This window comes from Pseudomonas sp. S4_EA_1b (genome assembly GCF_016307435.1).
GTDB classification, from domain to species: domain Bacteria; phylum Pseudomonadota; class Gammaproteobacteria; order Pseudomonadales; family Pseudomonadaceae; genus Aquipseudomonas; species Aquipseudomonas rhodesiae.
In genome coordinates this window covers 370-18,599 of record NZ_JAEILC010000011.1, presented here as the reverse complement: position 1 = coordinate 18,599, position 18,230 = coordinate 370, and the positions used below count along the sequence as shown (strand labels likewise).

General features: G+C 58.5%; 16 protein-coding genes. 2 read left to right on the top strand and 14 right to left on the bottom strand.

What is annotated here, in order from left to right:
• Positions 1-50 precede the first annotated feature (50 nt).
• Both YA0848_RS03825 and YA0848_RS03820 read right to left on the bottom strand, forming a co-directional pair.
• The gene (locus YA0848_RS03825) at positions 51-503 is read right to left on the bottom strand and encodes a PaaI family thioesterase (RefSeq protein WP_034096673.1); all 453 of its coding nucleotides are present in this window, start codon (positions 501-503) and stop codon (positions 51-53) included.
• Positions 500-976, bottom strand: a complete 477-nt coding sequence (locus tag YA0848_RS03820; protein WP_034096672.1) for a PaaI family thioesterase — start codon at positions 974-976, stop codon at positions 500-502. The genes YA0848_RS03825 and YA0848_RS03820 overlap by 4 nt, the downstream gene beginning before the upstream one ends.
• A 158-nt stretch (positions 977-1,134) precedes the next feature.
• On the opposite strand from YA0848_RS03820, the gene YA0848_RS03815 reads away from it, so the two are divergent.
• Positions 1,135-1,377, top strand: a complete 243-nt coding sequence (locus YA0848_RS03815) for a hypothetical protein (protein WP_017477534.1) — start codon at positions 1,135-1,137, stop codon at positions 1,375-1,377.
• A gap of 83 nt (positions 1,378-1,460) precedes the next feature.
• Here YA0848_RS03815 and YA0848_RS03810 read toward each other — a convergent pair whose 3' ends face one another.
• From YA0848_RS03810 to sdhC, 11 genes are all read right to left on the bottom strand, one after another.
• The gene (locus YA0848_RS03810) at positions 1,461-2,201 is read right to left on the bottom strand and encodes a DUF599 domain-containing protein (RefSeq protein WP_047882242.1); all 741 of its coding nucleotides are present in this window, start codon (positions 2,199-2,201) and stop codon (positions 1,461-1,463) included.
• A 172-nt stretch (positions 2,202-2,373) separates the two neighbouring features.
• The gene (gene brnQ / locus YA0848_RS03805) at positions 2,374-3,687 is read right to left on the bottom strand and encodes a branched-chain amino acid transport system II carrier protein (RefSeq protein WP_169903254.1); all 1,314 of its coding nucleotides are present in this window, start codon (positions 3,685-3,687) and stop codon (positions 2,374-2,376) included.
• A 410-nt stretch (positions 3,688-4,097) separates the two neighbouring features.
• On the bottom strand, positions 4,098-4,979 hold the full coding sequence (sucD, locus tag YA0848_RS03800; protein WP_034096669.1) for a succinate--CoA ligase subunit alpha: 882 nt from the start codon (positions 4,977-4,979) through the stop codon (positions 4,098-4,100).
• On the bottom strand, positions 4,979-6,145 hold the full coding sequence (sucC, locus tag YA0848_RS03795) for an ADP-forming succinate--CoA ligase subunit beta (RefSeq protein WP_034096668.1): 1,167 nt from the start codon (positions 6,143-6,145) through the stop codon (positions 4,979-4,981). The genes sucD and sucC overlap by 1 nt, the downstream gene beginning before the upstream one ends.
• Positions 6,146-6,349: 204 nt before the next feature.
• Entirely contained in the window at positions 6,350-7,786 is a 1,437-nt protein-coding gene (gene lpdA, locus YA0848_RS03790) for a dihydrolipoyl dehydrogenase (RefSeq protein ID WP_034096667.1), read from the bottom strand.
• A 99-nt stretch (positions 7,787-7,885) separates the two neighbouring features.
• A complete protein-coding gene (gene odhB / locus YA0848_RS03785; protein ID WP_034096666.1) occupies positions 7,886-9,109 on the bottom strand; it encodes a 2-oxoglutarate dehydrogenase complex dihydrolipoyllysine-residue succinyltransferase in 1,224 nt (407 codons plus the stop codon).
• Between the two features lie 44 nt (positions 9,110-9,153).
• Positions 9,154-11,985 carry a 2-oxoglutarate dehydrogenase E1 component gene (locus YA0848_RS03780; protein WP_034096665.1) on the bottom strand — a complete coding sequence of 944 codons (2,832 nt, stop codon included), beginning with the start codon at positions 11,983-11,985 and terminating at the stop codon, positions 9,154-9,156.
• A gap of 261 nt (positions 11,986-12,246) precedes the next feature.
• Positions 12,247-12,951, bottom strand: a complete 705-nt coding sequence (locus YA0848_RS03775; protein ID WP_034096664.1) for a succinate dehydrogenase iron-sulfur subunit — start codon at positions 12,949-12,951, stop codon at positions 12,247-12,249.
• Positions 12,952-12,962: 11 nt separating this feature from the next.
• Positions 12,963-14,735, bottom strand: coding sequence for a succinate dehydrogenase flavoprotein subunit (gene sdhA, locus YA0848_RS03770; RefSeq protein WP_034096663.1), 1,773 nt, complete (start codon positions 14,733-14,735; stop codon positions 12,963-12,965).
• A gap of 3 nt (positions 14,736-14,738) precedes the next feature.
• Entirely contained in the window at positions 14,739-15,107 is a 369-nt protein-coding gene (gene sdhD, locus YA0848_RS03765) for a succinate dehydrogenase, hydrophobic membrane anchor protein (RefSeq protein WP_003172805.1), read from the bottom strand.
• Complete coding sequence (gene sdhC / locus YA0848_RS03760; RefSeq protein WP_034096662.1) at positions 15,101-15,478, bottom strand: succinate dehydrogenase, cytochrome b556 subunit; 378 nt, start codon at positions 15,476-15,478, stop codon at positions 15,101-15,103. Before sdhC ends, sdhD begins: the two co-directional genes overlap by 7 nt.
• A gap of 364 nt (positions 15,479-15,842) precedes the next feature.
• Here sdhC and gltA point away from each other — a divergent pair, with 364 nt between their 5' ends.
• Positions 15,843-17,132 carry a citrate synthase gene (gene gltA / locus YA0848_RS03755; RefSeq protein WP_014717728.1) on the top strand — a complete coding sequence of 430 codons (1,290 nt, stop codon included), beginning with the start codon at positions 15,843-15,845 and terminating at the stop codon, positions 17,130-17,132.
• Positions 17,133-17,318: 186 nt separating this feature from the next.
• Here gltA and YA0848_RS03750 read toward each other — a convergent pair.
• The coding region (locus YA0848_RS03750; protein ID WP_442967185.1) for a sodium:solute symporter family transporter at positions 17,319-18,230 on the bottom strand (912 nt) is incomplete at its 5' end.

Below are 18,230 nucleotides of genomic sequence, written 5' to 3'. Positions count from 1 at the left end.
TTAGGGTCGGCGGCGGGTTGTCATCAAAGTTGGGGGCTAAGACCAGGATTTCAAGGGCGACTCGCCTCCTCGATCTTGAAATGCGCACGGGCCGTGGCAATCGGCTCTGCCGCCGTGCTTTGCCACGCGGTGATCGCCACATTCGCCACACGCCGCCCCTGGCGCCACACCTGACACGTGGCGTAGGTGTCGCGGAACTGACCGGCACGCAGGTAATCCAGGGAAAAGTCGATGATTTTCGGCAGCCCCGGCGCCCCGGTAAACACCAGCAAGTGCAACGCTGCGGCCAACTCCATGAACCCGGCGATCACTCCGCCGTGCAGGGCCGGCAAGATGGGGTTACCAATGTTGTCTTTGTTGGCCGGCAGGCGAAACAGCAATTCATCGCCCAACCGTGTGCATTCAATACCGATCAATTGGGCATACGGAATCCCGTCCAGCAGCGCCGTATAGTCACCGCGCGTATGGGCTTGTTCGAGGCGTGTTTTGAATCGATGACTCATGCCTGCGCTCCCTTGATCGTATCGCCCAGCCCCTGCGCGCCCTTGAGGCGCTTGCCCATGCGCATAAACGTGCCCACCACATGGGCGATGGGTTGCTGCGGGTCATCCTGATAGGCGAAGCCACGGGTGAAGATCACGTCGGTCGTGACTCGGTAGCACTGGGCGAAGCCATACACCGGCTTGTGAGGTGCGGCCGGATGCATGTAATCGATGCGTAGATCGAGGGTCGGGCACACCTCGAATTCCTCCAGCACACATAGAGTCGCCATGCCGCACGCCGTGTCCATCAAGGAGGTCAGCGCGCCGCCGTGGATCACGCCGGACTGGGGGTCACCAACAATCGCCGGGCTGTAAGGCAAGACGAGGGTCATGCCGTCCCGATTGGCCTCATGCACGGTAATGCCCAGCACCTGGCAATGGCGCAATGCCGAAACGAAGCGTCGGGCACGTTCTAACAGTGAGTTTTCGGTCATTCGGTCTAGACTCTTATTCGTGTTAATCCGCGGAGTATGTGGTGCGGGCCAAAGTTCCTTGCAGGGTGCGGTTTATATATCTGCGTAATTAAAGGAACTAATGCTGAACCCTCAGGCTCGAAAGGCCAGTAGATATCTTCAATAAGGAGAAACACCCCATGCGCAAGACTTTAGCTATTTCCATGATGCTGGCCGCTGCCCTCGGTCTGGCTGCCTGCGACAAGAAATCCGAAGACAAAGCCCAAGACGCCGCTGCACATTCTGAGCAAGCTCAGAAAGATATGGCGAAGGCTCAGGATAAAGTGAACGACGCTGCGAAAGAAAACGCCGATGCTGCCAAAGCTCAGGCCGAATCCAACGAAGCCGCCGCGAAAGAAGCAGCACCTGCCACCGGTTCTTGAGACCTGGCTTGAATTAGCAGTGCTGCAAAAAGAAAGCCCGCTTATATAGCGGGCTTTACTTTGTCCGGCATTTAACTAGATGGCTAAGACACCGCCTCCTTCGTCGGCTCCGGCAATGGCGTGTCGGTTGGGGTATACACCATCACTTCCAATACGTCGGAATGAAACTCTCGGCGATACAGCACGAACACTACACCGGCGCTCATCAACATGAACAACCATGGGCTGACAAACCACGCCAGCATGGTCATGCCGAAGTAATAAGAACGCAGGCCGAAGTTGAACTGGTTGGCCGCCATGGAGATCACCCGCGCCGCCCTCAGTGCGAAGGCTTTACGCTCCTGTTCGGACACATGTCGCTCGCCGATCATCGGCGCCGACCCCACCAGCACCGCCGCAAAATTGTATTGGCGCATGCACCAGCTGAAGGTGAAAAACGCGTAGACAAACACCAGCGCCAGGCACAGCAATTTGATTTCCGACATGCCCTGGGACGCCTGTTGTACCCAGGGGATATCCGCCAGCAACGACACGGCGCGTTCGGAGGCGCCGAGCACCGTGAGAATACCGGCAAGGATGATCAAGGTACTGGAGGCGAAGAAGGAGGCATTGCGCTCCAGATTGCCGATCACGCTGGCGTCGGCGATACGGTTGTCCCGCAGCAGCATGCGCCGCATCCAGTCTTCGCGATACAAGTGCAACACACTGGCCAGGCACGCGGTGTCTCGCGCCTTCCAAGTGGCATAACGGGTATAGCCGCCCCAACACAGCACGAACCACAGGGCGGCAAGCAAGTGGATCTGATTGGCTTCGACGAATGACATGAGGGTCCTGTTAGAAGGTGAATGGTGGCGCGATGCGCTCCAACGTTGGGAGGGAGCCAGCCCCTCCCACATTGATCCAGTTGCAACTTTAGAAGCTGCGCTCTCATAAAGCATAAAAAATGCCCCGTATCGATTGATACGGGGCATTTCAATAATCCTCAAAGCGGGCGCTTTATGCGATGGCTTCGCTGCGCTTGCCGAGCAGACGGTCAATCAGCACCGCCACGGCCAGGATCATCACCGACGGCACCAACCAGGCCAGGCCCCGCTCGCTCAGCGGCAGGTTAGCCAACTGCGCCGGCAGCCAATCCACCAAGCCCGCGCCCTTGAGGGCATCGATGCAGCCGAAGATAAACGACACCAGCATCACCGGCCCAACAATACGCCCTTGCTCCTGCCAGAAGCCTTTGCAGAAGCTAAGGGCCACCAACACGATGCAGGGCGGATAGATCGCGGTGAGTACTGGGATCGAGAAAGCGATCAGCTTGGTCAGGCCCAGGTTCGACACAAACAAGGAGAACAGCGCCAGGATCACCACCAGGGTCTTGTAGGACAGCGGCAGGATGCGGCTGAAGTACTCGGCGCAGGCGCAGGTCAGGCCCACTGCCGTCACCAGGCACGCCAGGGAGATCAGCACAGCCAGGAAACCGCTGCCCAGAGAGCCGAAGGTATGCTGCACGTAAGCATGCAGTACCGCAGCGCCGTTGCTGGCCCCAGCGGCTACCGCATGGCTACCCGAACCGAGGCGGAACAGGCTCACATACACCAACGCCAAGCCCACACCCGCGATCAGGCCGGCAATGATGGCGTAACGGGTGATCAGCTTCGGCGATTCAACACCACGGGAGCGAATCGCATTGACGATGACGATGCCGAACACCAGCGCGCCCAGGGTATCCATGGTCAGGTAACCTTTGATAAACCCCTGGGAAAACGGCGCAGCGACATATTCCGGGGTGGCGACACCGACGTCACCGGCCGGCAGCGCAAATGCGGCGATGCCCAGCACGGCCAGCGCTATGATCTTCAGCGGCGCGAGGAAACGCCCCACCGTATCCAGCAGGCGCCCTGGATACAGGGACACAAAGAACACCACCAGAAAGTACACGGAGCTGTAGAGAAACAGCGCTAGAGGGCTTTCGCCAGTCAAGGGCGCAAGGCCCACTTCAAAGGACACGGTCGCGGTACGCGGCGTGGCGAACAGCGGGCCTACCGCCAGATACGCCGCTGCCGCCAGCAGGCCACCGGCGATTTTGCCGATTGGGCTGCTCAGCGCGTCCATGCCGCCACCGACTTTGGCCAGCGCGATTACGGTGACCACCGGAAGGCCGACCGCAGTGATCAGAAAACCCAGTGCCGCCATCCAGACGTTAGGTCCGGACTGCAAGCCAACGATAGGCGGGAAGATGATGTTGCCGGCGCCCACGAACAGGGCAAAGGTCATAAAGCCCAACGCCAGGATATCCTGGCCTTTCAACACTTTCATTTAAGGAAATACCACACTGCTGAATCGGAATTTAGAGAGGGATTCCCTGTGGATGAGGGAAATACCGGCGGCCCTTTTGGGGACCGACCGTTCCAGCGCGAAGCGTCCTTTTGGGATGCGGGCGCATAAAGAGGCGGCCAGAGTACAGAATTAGGGCGACAAACGCACTGTTGCGGGGCGAACTGTCCGATAAGCGACATCACGATGTCGCATTTTCGTACTTAACTTGGCAATACGAACACATGTGGGAGGGGGCCTGCCCCCGACGGCGGTGTGTCAGCCAATGATTGCGTGGCGGCCCCATTGCCATCGGGGGCAAGCCCCCTCCCACATTGGTCGAAGACATCCAAGAAGCACAAAGGCCACCCGAAGGTGGCCTTTGTGGGCGGAGCGTCAGTTAAGCGCGAGGCTTACTTGACAGCCCAACCGGTCAGCTCGGCCAGGGCCTTGCCGATGTCTGCCAGCGAACGCACGGTTTTCACGCCTGCGTCTTGCAGCGCAGCGAATTTCTCGTCTGCAGTGCCTTTGCCGCCAGAGATGATTGCGCCCGCATGGCCCATGCGCTTGCCAGCAGGGGCAGTCACACCAGCGATGTAGGAAACAACTGGCTTGGTCACGTGTGCCTTGATGTAGGCAGCCGCTTCTTCTTCAGCCGAACCGCCGATCTCACCGATCATCACGATCGCTTCGGTCTTCGGGTCTTCCTGGAACAGCTTCAGGATGTCGATGAAGTTGGAGCCTGGGATCGGGTCACCGCCGATGCCGACGCAAGTCGACTGACCGAAACCGGCGTCAGTGGTCTGCTTCACAGCTTCGTAGGTCAGGGTGCCGGAACGGGAAACGATACCGACTTTACCTGGCAAGTGAATGTGACCTGGCATGATGCCGATCTTGCATTCGCCTGGGGTGATCACACCTGGGCAGTTAGGGCCGATCAGGACTACGCCCAGTTCGTCGCACTTAACTTTAGCGTCCAGCATGTCCAGGGTAGGAATGCCTTCGGTGATGCAAACGATCAGCTTGATGCCGCCGAATGCCGCTTCCAGGATCGAGTCCTTGCAGAAAGGAGCCGGAACGTAGATCACGCTGGCGGTGGCGCCAGTGGCAGCTACAGCGTCTTTCACGGTGTTGAACACCGGCAGGCCCAGGTGCTCGGTGCCGCCTTTGCCTGGCGTTACGCCGCCAACCATCTGGGTGCCGTATTCGATAGCTTGCTGGGTGTGGAAGCTACCTTGCGAACCGGTAATACCCTGGCAGATAACTTTGGTGTCTTTATTGATCAGGACGCTCATTATTTGCCCTCCGCAGCTTTGACAACTTGTTGAGCAGCGTCGGTCAGGCTGGTAGCCGCGATGATGTTCAAACCGCTTTCTGCCAGTACTTTAGCGCCCAGTTCAGCGTTGTTACCTTCAAGGCGAACAACAACCGGGATTTTAACGCCGACTTCTTTCACTGCACCGATGATGCCTTCGGCAATCATGTCGCAACGAACGATGCCGCCGAAGATGTTGACCAATACTGCAGCGACGTTGGCGTCGGACAGGATGATCTTGAAAGCTTCGGTCACGCGTTCTTTGGTAGCACCACCGCCCACGTCGAGGAAGTTGGCTGGTTTGCCGCCATGCAGGTTGACGATGTCCATGGTACCCATGGCCAGGCCGGCACCGTTGACCATGCAACCGATGTTGCCTTCCAGGGCCACGTAGTTCAGTTCGAACTTGGCAGCGTGGGCTTCGCGCGGATCGTCTTGCGACGGATCGTGGAAAGTCTTCAGCTTAGGCTGACGGTACATGGCGTTGGCGTCGATGTTGATCTTGGCATCGAGGCAGTGCAGATCGCCGTCAGCCTTGATCACCAGCGGGTTCACTTCCAGCAGAGCCAGATCGTGATCCTGGAACAGTTTGGCCAGACCTACGAAGATCTTGGCGAACTGGGCAACTTGCTTGCCTTCCAGGCCCAGCTGGAAAGCCAGCTCGCGACCCTGGAACGGCTGAGCGCCAACCAGTGGATCGATGGTGGCTTTCAGAATTTTTTCTGGGGTTTCGTGAGCGATCTTTTCGATGTCCACGCCACCTTCGGTGGAAGCCATGAACACGATGCGACGGCTCGAACGGTCAACGACAGCGCCCAGGTACAGCTCTTTAGCGATATCAGTGCACGATTCAACCAGGATCTTGGTGACTGGCTGGCCATTGGCATCAGTCTGGTAAGTCACCAGACGCTTGCCCAGCCACTGCTGTGCGAAGGCCTTGGCGTCTTCTTTGTTGCGAACCAGCTTAACGCCGCCCGCTTTACCGCGACCACCAGCGTGGACCTGGGCTTTGACAACCCACTCGGTACCACCGATTTTGTCGCAAGCTTCTGCTGCTGCTTCCGGGGTGTCTACTGCGTAGCCCTTGGATACTGGCAGGCCGTATTCAGCGAACAGCTGCTTACCCTGATACTCGTGAAGATTCATGCTTTTTACCGTCTTCGTTAGGTACTGCGCATTCGGCGCTGCGCTCATTATGAGTGCCGCACCACCTGTGACTGCTGCTTGCGCAACTTGCGGGGCTTATGGCCCGTAAAGCTGCGCAAGGCTGCGTCCAGCGGATATTCCGCGGTGAGTCTTGCGCGCAAGGCTCACGACGGGCAACTCCGCCGTGGTTTCTTATTATCTCGCTTAGCGCTTCTTGCGGTTGGCGATGTGGATGGCGCCGCCATTCACTGCCAACGCGGCTTCGTGCAACGCTTCGGACAGGGTCGGATGGGAGAAGACCATCATGCCCAGGTCCTCGGCACTGGTGCCGAATTCCATACCGATTGCGCCCTGCTGAACCAGTTCTGCTGCGCTTGGGCCAATCACGTGGACGCCCAATACACGGTCAGTCTTGGCATCAGCAATGACTTTGACAAAACCACCGGTGTCGTTGGCTGCCATGGCACGGCCAGAAGCGGCGAACGGGAAGGTGCCGACGTTAACTTCAACGCCTTCAGCTTTCAACTGCTGTTCGTTCTTGCCGACCCATGCAATTTCCGGGTGGGTGTAGATAACCGATGGAATCAGGTCGTAGTTCATCTGGGTTTTGTGGCCCTTGATGCGCTCGACAACCATGATGCCTTCTTCGGAAGCCTTGTGCGCCAGCATCATGCCGCGCACCACGTCACCGATGGCGTACACGCCTGGAACGGTGGTAGCGCAGTGATCGTCAACGTGGATAAAGCCACGCTCGTCGATGTTCACGCCGCTGTCGGCCGCCAGCAGGTCGGTCGTCACTGGACGACGGCCCACGGCCACGATCAGCTTGTCGAAGGTGATGGTTTGTTCGCCATCTTTGTCGGTGTAGGTCACGACCACTTCTTCGCCATTGACCTTCGAGCCGGTCACGCGAGCGCCCAGCTTGATGTCCAGGCCCTGTTTGGTCAGGGTCTTGAACGCTTCCTTGGAGACGGCGGTATCGGCAGCCAGCAGGAACGTGTCCAGAGCTTCCAGAACAGTCACTTCAGCACCCAGACGGGACCATACCGAACCCAGCTCCAGGCCGATCACACCAGCACCGATCACACCCAGGCGCTTAGGCACAGCTTGGAATTCCAGGGCGCCGGTCGAATCAACGATCACGTTGTTGTCGACTGGAGCAGGCGGAATGTCGATTGGGCGCGAACCTGGGGCCAGGATCACGTTTTCCGCTTCGATCACTTCAACCGAACCGTCAGGCTTGGTGATTTCGACTTTCTTGCCGGCCAGCAATTTGCCGTGGCCTTGCAGGGAAGTCACGCCGTTGGCCTTGAACAAGGTGGCAACGCCGGAAGTCAGGCCTTTAACGATGTTGGCTTTACGGCCGACCATTGCTGGCACGTCCATGGTCACGCCGGCGTGGTTGATACCGTGGATCGCGAAGCCGTCTTGGGCTTCGTGGAATTTCCAGGAGCTGTCCAGCAGCGCCTTGGAAGGAATGCAGCCAACGTTCAGGCAAGTACCGCCCAGCGCCAGTTTGCCTTCCTTGTCAGTGTATTTTTCGATGCAAGCAGTCGAGAGGCCCAGTTGAGCAGCCTTGATGGCGGCAACATAGCCGCCAGGGCCCGCGCCAATCACTACAACGTCAAATTTCTGCGACATGAAAAAAATTCCTCTATTCAGCGACAAGCTTCAAGCGACAAGCTGCAAGCCAAGCTGCTTTTTCCTACAGCTTGTAGCTTGCAACTTGCAGCTGCGTCTTTAGATATCCAGCAGCAGACGAGCCGGGTCTTCCAGCAGGTTCTTGATGGTCACCAGGAAAGTCACGGCTTCTTTACCATCGATCAGGCGGTGATCGTAGGACAGTGCCAGGTACATCATCGGGCGGATCACGACCTGGCCGTTGATGGCCATCGGACGCTGGATGATGTTGTGCATGCCCAGGATCGCGGCTTGTGGCGGGTTGACGATCGGCGTCGACATCATCGAACCGAAGGTACCACCGTTGGTGATGGTGAAGGTACCACCGGTCATCTCGTCGATGGTCAGCTTGCCGTCACGGGCTTTCTTGCCGAAGGTGGCGATGCCGCCTTCGATTTCAGCCAGGCTCATCAGTTCGGCGTTACGCAGGACCGGAACCACCAGGCCACGGTCGCTGGACACGGCAACGCCGATGTCTGCATAGCCATGGTAGACGATGTCGTTGCCATCGATGGAAGCGTTGACTGCCGGGAAGCGTTTCAGCGCTTCGGTGGCCGCTTTCACGAAGAACGACATGAAGCCCAGGCGCACGCCGTTGTGAGACTTCTCGAACAGGTCTTTGTACTTCGAACGCAGGGCCATGACTTCGGTCATGTCGACTTCGTTGAAGGTGGTCAGCATTGCCATGTTCGACTGGGCTTCAACCAGACGCTTGGCCACGGTGGCACGCACGCGGGTCATCGGTACGCGCTTCTCGGTGCGGTCGCCGGCGGCGAACACAGGAGCAGCGGCAGCCGGGGCAGCCGGCTTGGCAGGTGCGGCAGCTGGAGCGTTCTTCTTGGCTTCAACCGCAGCAACCACGTCTTCCTTGGTCACGCGACCGTCTTTGCCGGTGCCTTTGATGGAAGCCAGGTTGATACCGTTTTCTTCAGCCAACTGGCGCGCAGCCGGTGCAGCGATCGGGTCTTCAGCACCAGCGGCCGGAGCGGCAGCTGGAGCCGAAGCAGCAGGTGCAGCAGCCGGAGCAGGTGCAGGTGCAGCAGCGCCGCCCTCTTCGATCGAGCCCAACACCTGGTTGGACAGGACGGTAGCGCCCTCCTCGGCAACGATTGCGCCCAGCACGCCGTCAGCTTCGGCCAGCACTTCCAGCACGACTTTGTCGGTCTCGATGTCGACGATCAGGTCGTCGCGCTTGACAGCTTCGCCTGGTTTTTTGTGCCAAGTGGCAACGGTGCCATCGGCAACCGATTCCGGGAATGACGGGGCTTTGATTTCGATAGCCATTATCTGTGGGTCCTTAAAATTCGGTTTCAGTCAGCGCGAAGGCGTTAAACAGTGAAAGCATCTTGCAGCAGTTTTTCCTGCTGTTCGGCGTGCATCGACGCATAACCACACGCAGGTGCGGCGGAAGCATCACGGCCGGCGTATTCCAGGCCCAGGGCCTTGTTATGGTTGCCAATGCTGCGACGCAGGTGATGCTGGCTGCTGTACCACGCGCCCTGGTTCATCGGTTCTTCCTGGCACCAGACCACATTCGTGAGGTTGGTGTAAGGCGCGATGACCTCCATCAGGTCGTCTTCCGGGAACGGGTAAAGCTGCTCGATACGCACGATGGCGATATCTTCGCGGCCTTCGGCACGGCGTTTTTCCAGCAGGTCATAGTAGACCTTGCCGCTGCACAGGATCAGGCGAGTGACCTTGGCCGCGTCCAGCGTGTCGATTTCTGGAATCACGGTCTGGAACGAACCGTCCGCCAGATCTTCCAGGGTCGAGACGGCCAATTTATGACGCAGCAGCGACTTCGGAGTCAGCACAACCAGCGGCTTGCGCAGAGGACGAATCACCTGGCGACGCAGCAAGTGGTAGATCTGAGCCGGGGTGGTCGGTACGCAGACCTGAATATTGTGCTCGGCGCACAGCTGCAGGTAACGCTCCAGACGGGCCGAGGAGTGCTCCGGACCCTGACCTTCATAACCGTGCGGTAGCAGCATGGTCAGACCGCACAGACGGCCCCATTTATGCTCGCCGCTGGTGATGAACTGGTCGATCACCACCTGGGCACCGTTGGCGAAGTCGCCGAACTGGGCTTCCCAGATCACCAGCGCATTCGGCGTGGTGGTCGAGTAACCGTATTCGAAGGCCAGTACAGCCTCTTCGGACAGGAACGAATCGTACAGGTCGAAACGTGGCTGGCCTTCGTACAGGTTCTGCAACGGCACGTAGGTGCTGGCGTCTTTTTGGTTGTGCAGTACCGCGTGACGGTGCGAGAACGTACCGCGGCCGATGTCCTGGCCGGTCATGCGGATCGGGTGACCTTCGAACGCCAGGGTCGCGTACGCCATGGTTTCGGCGTAACCCCAGTTGATTGGCAGGCCGCCGACTTGCATCTTCTGACGGTCTTCGTAGATCTTCGAGACCTGACGCTGAACCACGAAGCCTTCCGGAATTTCCAGCAGCTTGGCGGACAGTTCCTGCAGGGTCTTGAGGTCGAACGAGGTATCGTGACGCGCGGTCCAGGTGTGGCCCAGGTACGGACGCCAGTCAACGAACAGCTCTTTGTTCGGCTCTTTGACCAGGCTTTTCACTACATGCAGACCGTTGTCCAGAGCGTTGCGGTATTCGTCGACTTTCGCCTGAACACGCGCTTCGTCCACCACACCTGCCTTGGTCAGGCTTTCGGCGTACAGCTCACGGGTAGTGCGCTGCTTGGTGATCTGCTGGTACATCAACGGTTGGGTGCCGCTTGGCTCGTCCGCTTCGTTGTGACCGCGACGGCGGTAGCAAACCAGGTCGATCACCACGTCACGCTTGAATTGCATGCGGTAGTCGACGGCCAGTTGGGTCACGAACAATACGGCTTCCGGATCATCACCATTCACATGGAGGATCGGCGCCTGGATCATCTTGGCAACGTCGGTGGCGTACTCGGTGGAGCGCGAGTCCAACGGGTTGCTGATGGTGAAGCCCACCTGGTTGTTGATGACGATATGAACGGTACCGCCAGTCTTGAAGCCGCGAGTCTGCGACATCTGGAAGGTTTCCAGAACCACGCCCTGACCGGCGAATGCCGCGTCACCGTGGATGGAAATCGGCAGAACCTTTTCACCAGTAGTGTCGTTACGACGGTCCTGGCGAGCACGCACCGACCCCTCGACCACTGGCGAAACGATTTCCAGGTGGGATGGGTTGAATGCCATGGCCAGGTGAACTTCACCGCCGGAGGTCATCACGTTGGACGAGAAGCCCTGGTGGTATTTAACGTCACCGGAACCCAGCTCGACCTTCTTCTTGCCTTCGAACTCGTCGAACAGCTCACGCGGGTTCTTGCCGAAGGTGTTGACCAACACGTTCAAGCGACCACGGTGGGCCATACCGATCACGACTTCCTTGGTGCCGTAGGAACCGGAACGCTGGATCAGCTCGTCGAGCATCGGGATCAGGCTTTCGCCGCCTTCCAGACCGAAACGCTTGGTGCCCGGGTATTTGGTCCCCAGGTATTTTTCCAGGCCTTCGGCAGCGGTCACGCGCTCAAGCAGGTGGCTGCGAACGTCGGCGGACAGCGCCGGACGGCCGCGCACACCTTCCAGGCGATGCTGGAACCATTGGCGCTGCTCGGAATCGGTGATGTGCGTGAACTCAGCGCCGATGGTGCGGCAATATGTCTGCTGCAACGCTTCGTGAATTTCGCGTAGGCTCGCTTCCTCTTTGCCGATGAACAGGTCGCCGGCACGGAAGGTCGTATCAAGATCGGCATTGGTCAAGCCGTAATGATTGATCGACAGGTCAGCCGGTGCAGGACGCTGCCAGAGCCCCAGCGGGTCAAGCTGGGCCGCCTGGTGGCCACGCATCCGGTAGGCCTGGATCAGTCGCAGTACTTCAACTTGCTTCTTCTCATGCTCACTGCTCACGCTGCCGGCGGAAACCGGTTGGGCGCGGCGCTGGTTCTTTGCCAGCAGCACAAACTGATCGCGAATTGTTGCATGCGATACATCGGTGGCAGCGTTGCCGTCTGAAGACAACGTCTGAAATTTGGTGCGCCATTCTTCTGGCACAGCGTTAGGGTCGTGCAGGTAGAGCTCATAAAGCTCTTCCACATAGGCAGCGTTACCACCTGAAAGATAGCCGCTGTTCCACATGCGCTGCATCACGCTTTCTTGCATGCTTGGTCACCCTCGATTTGGGGACACCACCGGCGAAAACACCGAGTTTGCTTGCAAAAGGCCAAGTGCAGCGACCAAAACAAGCCACTTAGGATCACGCTGATAGTTCGGGTACCAACCCGAATGCCCCTGCTTGTCTCATTTCTTCAAAATAAGAGCCGCGGCTTTGTAAGTCGCTGCTCAAGTTAAAACTACGGCGCCGGTTGAAGCCTGCGCCGCAGCATTTACGGGCACAACGGTCCTGCTTTGTTACAACGTCAGTTACACGCCGCTTTGCAGCAGCATGTTACGGATGTGACCAATGGCCTTAGTCGGGTTCAGGCCTTTGGGACATACGTTGACGCAGTTCATGATCCCGCGGCAGCGGAATACGCTGAACGGGTCATCCAGCGAAGCCAAACGCTCGGACGTCTTGGTGTCACGGCTGTCTGCCAGGAAGCGGTACGCTTGCAGCAGGGCAGCTGGACCCAGGAATTTGTCCGGGTTCCACCAGAAGGACGGGCAGGAGGTCGAGCAGCAGGCGCACAGAATGCACTCGTACAGACCGTCGAGCTTGTCGCGCTCTTCCGGGGACTGCAGACGCTCGATGGCCGGGGCCGGCGTGTCGTTCTGCAGGAACGGCTTAACTTTCTCGTATTGCTTGTAGAAGATGCTCATATCGACGACCAGGTCACGGATAACCGGCAAACCTGGCAGTGGACGAACGATCAGCTTGTTGCCTTTCACCACGGCGGACAGCGGCGTGATGCACGCCAGGCCGTTTTTGCCGTTGATGTTCATGCCGTCGGAGCCGCAGACACCTTCACGGCAAGAGCGACGATAGGAGAAACCTTCGTCCTGCTCTTTGATCAGGGCCAGCACGTCCAGCACCATCAGGTCTTTACCACCGGTATCGACCTGGAATTCCTGCATGAACGGCGCAGCGTCCTGATCAGGGTTGTAGCGATAAACACTGACTTTCAACATGGCAGCCACCCTTAGTAAGTCCGAATCTTCGGTTCAAACGTCGGAACCGTTTTCGGCGAGAAGTTCACGGCACGCTTGGCAACGCGCTTTTCACCCGGGAAGTACAGGGTGTGGCACAGCCAGTTCTCGTCGTCGCGGTCTTCGTAGTCTTCACGAGCGTGAGCACCACGGGATTCTTTACGAACCTCGGCAGCAATCGCGGTCGCTTCGGCCACTTCCAGCAGGTTTTGCAGCTCAAGGGCTTCGATACGAGCGGTGTTGAACGCCTGGCTCTTATCGTTGATCTTGACGTTGGCGATGCGCTTGCGCAGGTCGGCCAGCTGGGCAATACCCTTCTGCATGTATTCGCCAGTACGGAATACACCGAAGTAGTTCTGCATGCAGCTTTGCAGCTCGCGACGCAGGGTTGCCACGTCTTCGCCATCGGTACGCTCGTTCAGAGCGGACAGGCGCGCCAGGGCGGCCTCGATGTTGGCGTCGGTGGCGTCGTCGTACTCGATGCCATCGCTCAGGGCTTTTTCCAAGTGCAGGCCAGCGGCGCGCCCGAATACCACCAGGTCGAGCAACGAGTTACCGCCCAGGCGGTTGGCACCGTGAACCGATACGCACGCCACTTCACCCACTGCAAACAGACCAGGGATGATCGCGTCGACGCCATCGGCGTCCTGAGTGATCGCTTGACCATGAATGTTGGTCGGCACGCCGCCCATCATATAGTGGCAAGTCGGAACAACCGGGACCGGAGCAACAACCGGGTCAACGTGCGCAAATGTCTTGGACAGTTCGCAGATACCTGGCAGACGGCTGTGCAGCACTTCTTCGCCCAGGTGATCGAGCTTGAGCATTACGTGGTCGCCATTCGGACCGCAACCGTTGCCAGCGATGATCTCTTTAACCATCGAACGGGCAACAACATCACGACCGGCAAGGTCTTTAGCGTTCGGAGCATAGCGCTCCATGAAACGCTCGCCGTGCTTGTTGATCAAGTAACCACCTTCACCACGGCAACCTTCGGTCACCAAAACGCCGGCGCCGGCAATACCGGTCGGGTGGAACTGCCACATTTCAATATCTTGCACCGGCACGCCGGCACGCAGGGCCATGCCCACGCCGTCGCCAGTGTTGATCAGGGCGTTGGTGGTCGAGGCGTAGATACGGCCTGCACCGCCGGTTGCCAGCACGGTAGCCTTGGCGCGAATGTAGGTGGTTTCACCGGTTTCGATGCAGATAGCGATTACACCGACGAACTCGCCTTGGGCGTTTTTGACCAGGTCGACAGCGTAGTACTCGTTCAGGAACGTGGTACCGGCTTTCAGGTTGCCCTGATAAAGCGTGTGCAGCAGCGCGTGACCGGTACGGTCGGAAGCGGCGCAAGTACGGGCAGCCTGCCCGCCTTTACCGTAATCCTTCGACTGGCCGCCGAACGGACGCTGGTAGATACGGCCTTGCTCGGTACGCGAGAACGGCAGACCCATGTGGTCCAGCTCGAACACCGCTGCCGGGCCTTCCTGACACATGTATTCGATAGCGTCCTGGTCACCGATGTAGTCGGAACCCTTGACGGTATCGTACATGTGCCAGCGCCAGTCATCGTTCGGGTCGGCCGAAGCGATGGCGCAGGTGATGCCACCCTGGGCGGACACGGTGTGGGAACGTGTCGGGAATACCTTGGTGATCACGGCAGTCTTGTGACCACCCTGGGCCAGCTGCAGCGCAGCGCGCATGCCGGCACCGCCGCCACCAATAATGATGGCGTCGAAGGAAATAGTTGGAATGTTAGCCATGACTCAGATACCCCAAAGAATCTGCACACCCCAGACGAAGTAAGCGAACATCGCGACGCCGCATACTGCCTGGAAGAGGAAACGTACTGCAGTCGCGGACTTGCCCAGCGCCATCGGCGTGAGGTAGTCGGTCGCGATGGTCCACATGCCGACCCAGGCGTGAGCGCCCAGGGCTACAAGGGCCAGCAGACTGAAGATTCGCATCGCATTGTGGGAAAACAGGCCATGCCATTGCTCATAGCCGATGCCCGGGTTTGCGACGAGGTATCCGATCAGGAAAATGAAATAAGCCGCGAGAACAACCGCAGACACACGCTGCGCCATCCAATCATAGAGGCCCGAACGCGATAGGTTCGTAACGCTGGTTACCATATCCAAACTCCTGCGAGAACGATCAGCACCACGGAAATGGCGATGATGATTTTCGAGCCCAGGCGGCCGCCTTCCAGCGTCTCACCGATGCCCATGTCCATGATCAAGTGGCGCACACCGGCTACCAGGTGATACAGCAGAGCGGACAGGAGGCCCCATGCTACGAACTTGGCCAGCGGGCTGGTCAAGCATGCCTTCACCTCGGCGTAACCTTCCTCGGAACCCAGGGATTTGCTCAATGCATAAAGCATGATGCCCAAGCCCAGGAACAGGATGATGCCGGAAACACGGTGCAGGAACGACGTAACGCCGGTGATGGGGAGTTTGATGGTCCTTAGGTCTAGGTTTACAGGTCGTTGGCTATTCTTCACGGCTTTTTTTCACACTGAAGAGCCCCTAACAATCAGGGCAAAGTTGTAGGGGAGTGCACTGGTCAGGTAAGCACCACCCAGGGAGTGCGACCCCCAATGAAAGCAAGCCCAAAAGCCCTTGGCGGTCGGTGGCCGAGTATAGACAGTTAGGTTACTAATGACAACGCGCGCTCCTCACCCTAATAGCGGATTGCGCTGACGGGATAAAAGGCGTAAATGGCAGGCAATTTCGACGAAAAAGTCCGGTTAAAGCCTTCTGGAGCAAGACTTTAGGCAAATTGACATCTGAATTTATCTCACTATAGTGGTGCGGGCCCTGCGTGGGGGGTCTGTCTGATGATTTGAAGCATAAATAGGAGGCCACATGGCTGACAAAAAAGCGCAGTTGATCATCGAGGGCGCAGCCCCCGTCGAGCTGCCCATTTTAACCGGCACCGTTGGTCCCGATGTTATCGACGTACGGGGCCTGACGGCCACGGGCCGTTTCACTTTCGACCCAGGCTTCATGTCGACCGCCTCTTGCGAGTCGAAGATCACCTATATCGACGGCGACAATGGCATCTTGCTGCACCGGGGCTACCCGATCGAGCAATTGGCAGAAAAGTCGGACTACCTGGAAACCTGCTACCTGCTGCTCAATGGCGAATTGCCAACAGCCGAGCAGAAAGCCCAGTTTGTCAGCACAGTCAAGAACCACACCATGGTTCACGAGCAGTTGAAGACCTTCTTCAACGGCTTCCGTCGCGACGCCCACCCGATGGCCGTCATGTGCGGCGTGGTCGGCGCCCTGTCGGCCTTCTATCACGACTCCCTCGACATCAATAACCCGCAGCATCGCGAAATCTCCGCGATCCGCCTGGTTGCCAAGATGCCGACCCTGGCCGCAATGGTTTACAAGTACTCCATGGGTCAACCCATGATGTACCCGCGCAACGACCTGACGTACGCGGAAAACTTCCTGCACATGATGTTCAACACCCCGTGCGAGATCAAACCGATCAGCCCGGTGCTCGCCAAGGCCATGGACCGGATCTTCATCCTCCACGCCGACCACGAGCAGAACGCCTCCACCTCCACCGTGCGCCTGGCGGGCTCCTCGGGTGCCAACCCGTTCGCCTGTATCGCCGCCGGCATCGCCGCACTGTGGGGCCCTGCCCACGGCGGTGCGAACGAAGCCGTGTTGACCATGCTCGATGAAATCGGCGATGTCTCGAACATCGACACCTTCATCGCCAAGGCCAAGGACAAGAACGATCCGTTCAAGCTGATGGGCTTCGGTCACCGGGTCTACAAGAACCGCGACCCACGCGCCACCGTTATGAAGCAGACCTGCGACGAAGTTTTGAAGGAACTTGGCATCAAGAACGATCCGCAACTCGAACTGGCCATGCGCCTGGAAGAGATCGCCCTGACCGACCCGTACTTCATCGAACGCTCCCTGTACCCGAACGTCGACTTCTACTCGGGGATCATCCTCAAGGCGATCGGCATTCCAACCAGCATGTTTACCGTGATCTTCGCCCTGGCGCGGACCGTGGGCTGGATCTCCCACTGGAAAGAAATGCTCTCCAGCCCGTACAAGATTGGCCGCCCGCGCCAGCTGTACACCGGCTACGAGTCGCGTGATATCACCAAGCTGGAAGATCGCAAGTAAGCATCGCTTAGTTGCACTGAAAACGGCCTCCCCCAGTGGAGGCCGTTTTTGTTTGTGGCGTTTGGTCTACCGCCATCGGGGGCAAGNNGCTTGCCCCCGATGAGGCCATGAGCAGCAACCCATAAACCCCAGGCAAAAAAATGCCCCAGCCTTTCGACCGGGGCGCTTCCTGATCCAGTTACAAGCTTAGTGGTTAACCGCCCCACTCGCCCCCAAGCCAGTCTGCGAACGCACAAACTGCGGGAAGTACAGCGCACGCTCTTTCTCTGCCGCCGCCGACTTGTCGGTGATGGAGAAGAACCAGATGCCGATGAACGCAATGATCATCGAGAACAACGCAGGGTACTCGTACGGGAAGATGGCTTTTTCATGGTGCAGGATCGAGACCCAGATGGTCGGGCCGAGTACCATCAGGCCCACGGCGCTCACCAGGCCCAGCCAGCCGCCGATCATGGCGCCACGGGTGGTGAGGTTTTTCCAGTACATGGAAAGCAGCAGCACCGGGAAGTTGCAGCTGGCGGCAATGGAGAACGCCAGGCCGACCATGAACGCGATGTTCTGGCTTTCGAACAGGATACCCAGGCCGATCGCCAATACACCCAGGGCCACGGTGGTGATCTTCGACACGCGAATCTCATCCTTCTCGTTGGCCTTGCCTTTCTTGATCACGCTGGCATACAGGTCGTGAGAAACCGCCGATGCACCCGCAAGCGTCAAACCGGCCACCACGGCCAGGATGGTGGCAAACGCCACGGCCGAGATAAAGCCAAGGAAGATGCTGCCACCCACCGCATTGGCCAGGTGTACCGCCGCCATGTTGTTACCGCCCAGCAAGGCGCCTGCCGCATCCTTGAACGCCGGGTTGGTGCTGACCAGCAGGATCGCGCCGAAGCCGATAATAAAGGTCAGGATATAGAAGTAGCCGATAAAGCCCGTGGCATACAGCACACTCTTACGCGCTTCCTTGGCATCGCTCACCGTGAAGAAGCGCATCAGGATATGCGGCAGGCCGGCGGTGCCGAACATCAGCGCCAAGCCCAGGGAGAATGCGGAGATCGGATCTTTCACCAGACCGCCGGGGCTCATGATCGCCTCACC

Excerpts from the sequence above, each read along its gene's own strand:
- gltA (WP_014717728.1), top strand. The coding sequence starts at position 15,843 with ATGGCTGACAAAAAAGCGCAGTTGATCATCGAGGGCGCAGCCCCCGTC.
- YA0848_RS03780 (WP_034096665.1), bottom strand. The coding sequence starts at position 11,985 with ATGCAAGAAAGCGTGATGCAGCGCATGTGGAACAGCGGCTATCTTTCA.
- brnQ (WP_169903254.1), bottom strand. The coding sequence starts at position 3,687 with ATGAAAGTGTTGAAAGGCCAGGATATCCTGGCGTTGGGCTTTATGACC.
- lpdA (WP_034096667.1), bottom strand. The coding sequence starts at position 7,786 with ATGTCGCAGAAATTTGACGTTGTAGTGATTGGCGCGGGCCCTGGCGGC.
- odhB (WP_034096666.1), bottom strand. The coding sequence starts at position 9,109 with ATGGCTATCGAAATCAAAGCCCCGTCATTCCCGGAATCGGTTGCCGAT.
- sucC (WP_034096668.1), bottom strand. The coding sequence starts at position 6,145 with ATGAATCTTCACGAGTATCAGGGTAAGCAGCTGTTCGCTGAATACGGC.
- YA0848_RS03820 (WP_034096672.1), bottom strand. The coding sequence starts at position 976 with ATGACCGAAAACTCACTGTTAGAACGTGCCCGACGCTTCGTTTCGGCA.
- YA0848_RS03775 (WP_034096664.1), bottom strand. The coding sequence starts at position 12,951 with ATGTTGAAAGTCAGTGTTTATCGCTACAACCCTGATCAGGACGCTGCG.
- YA0848_RS03825 (WP_034096673.1), bottom strand. The coding sequence starts at position 503 with ATGAGTCATCGATTCAAAACACGCCTCGAACAAGCCCATACGCGCGGT.
- YA0848_RS03815 (WP_017477534.1), top strand. The coding sequence starts at position 1,135 with ATGCGCAAGACTTTAGCTATTTCCATGATGCTGGCCGCTGCCCTCGGT.
- sdhA (WP_034096663.1), bottom strand. The coding sequence starts at position 14,735 with ATGGCTAACATTCCAACTATTTCCTTCGACGCCATCATTATTGGTGGC.
- YA0848_RS03810 (WP_047882242.1), bottom strand. The coding sequence starts at position 2,201 with ATGTCATTCGTCGAAGCCAATCAGATCCACTTGCTTGCCGCCCTGTGG.
- sdhD (WP_003172805.1), bottom strand. The coding sequence starts at position 15,107 with ATGGTAACCAGCGTTACGAACCTATCGCGTTCGGGCCTCTATGATTGG.
- sucD (WP_034096669.1), bottom strand. The coding sequence starts at position 4,979 with ATGAGCGTCCTGATCAATAAAGACACCAAAGTTATCTGCCAGGGTATT.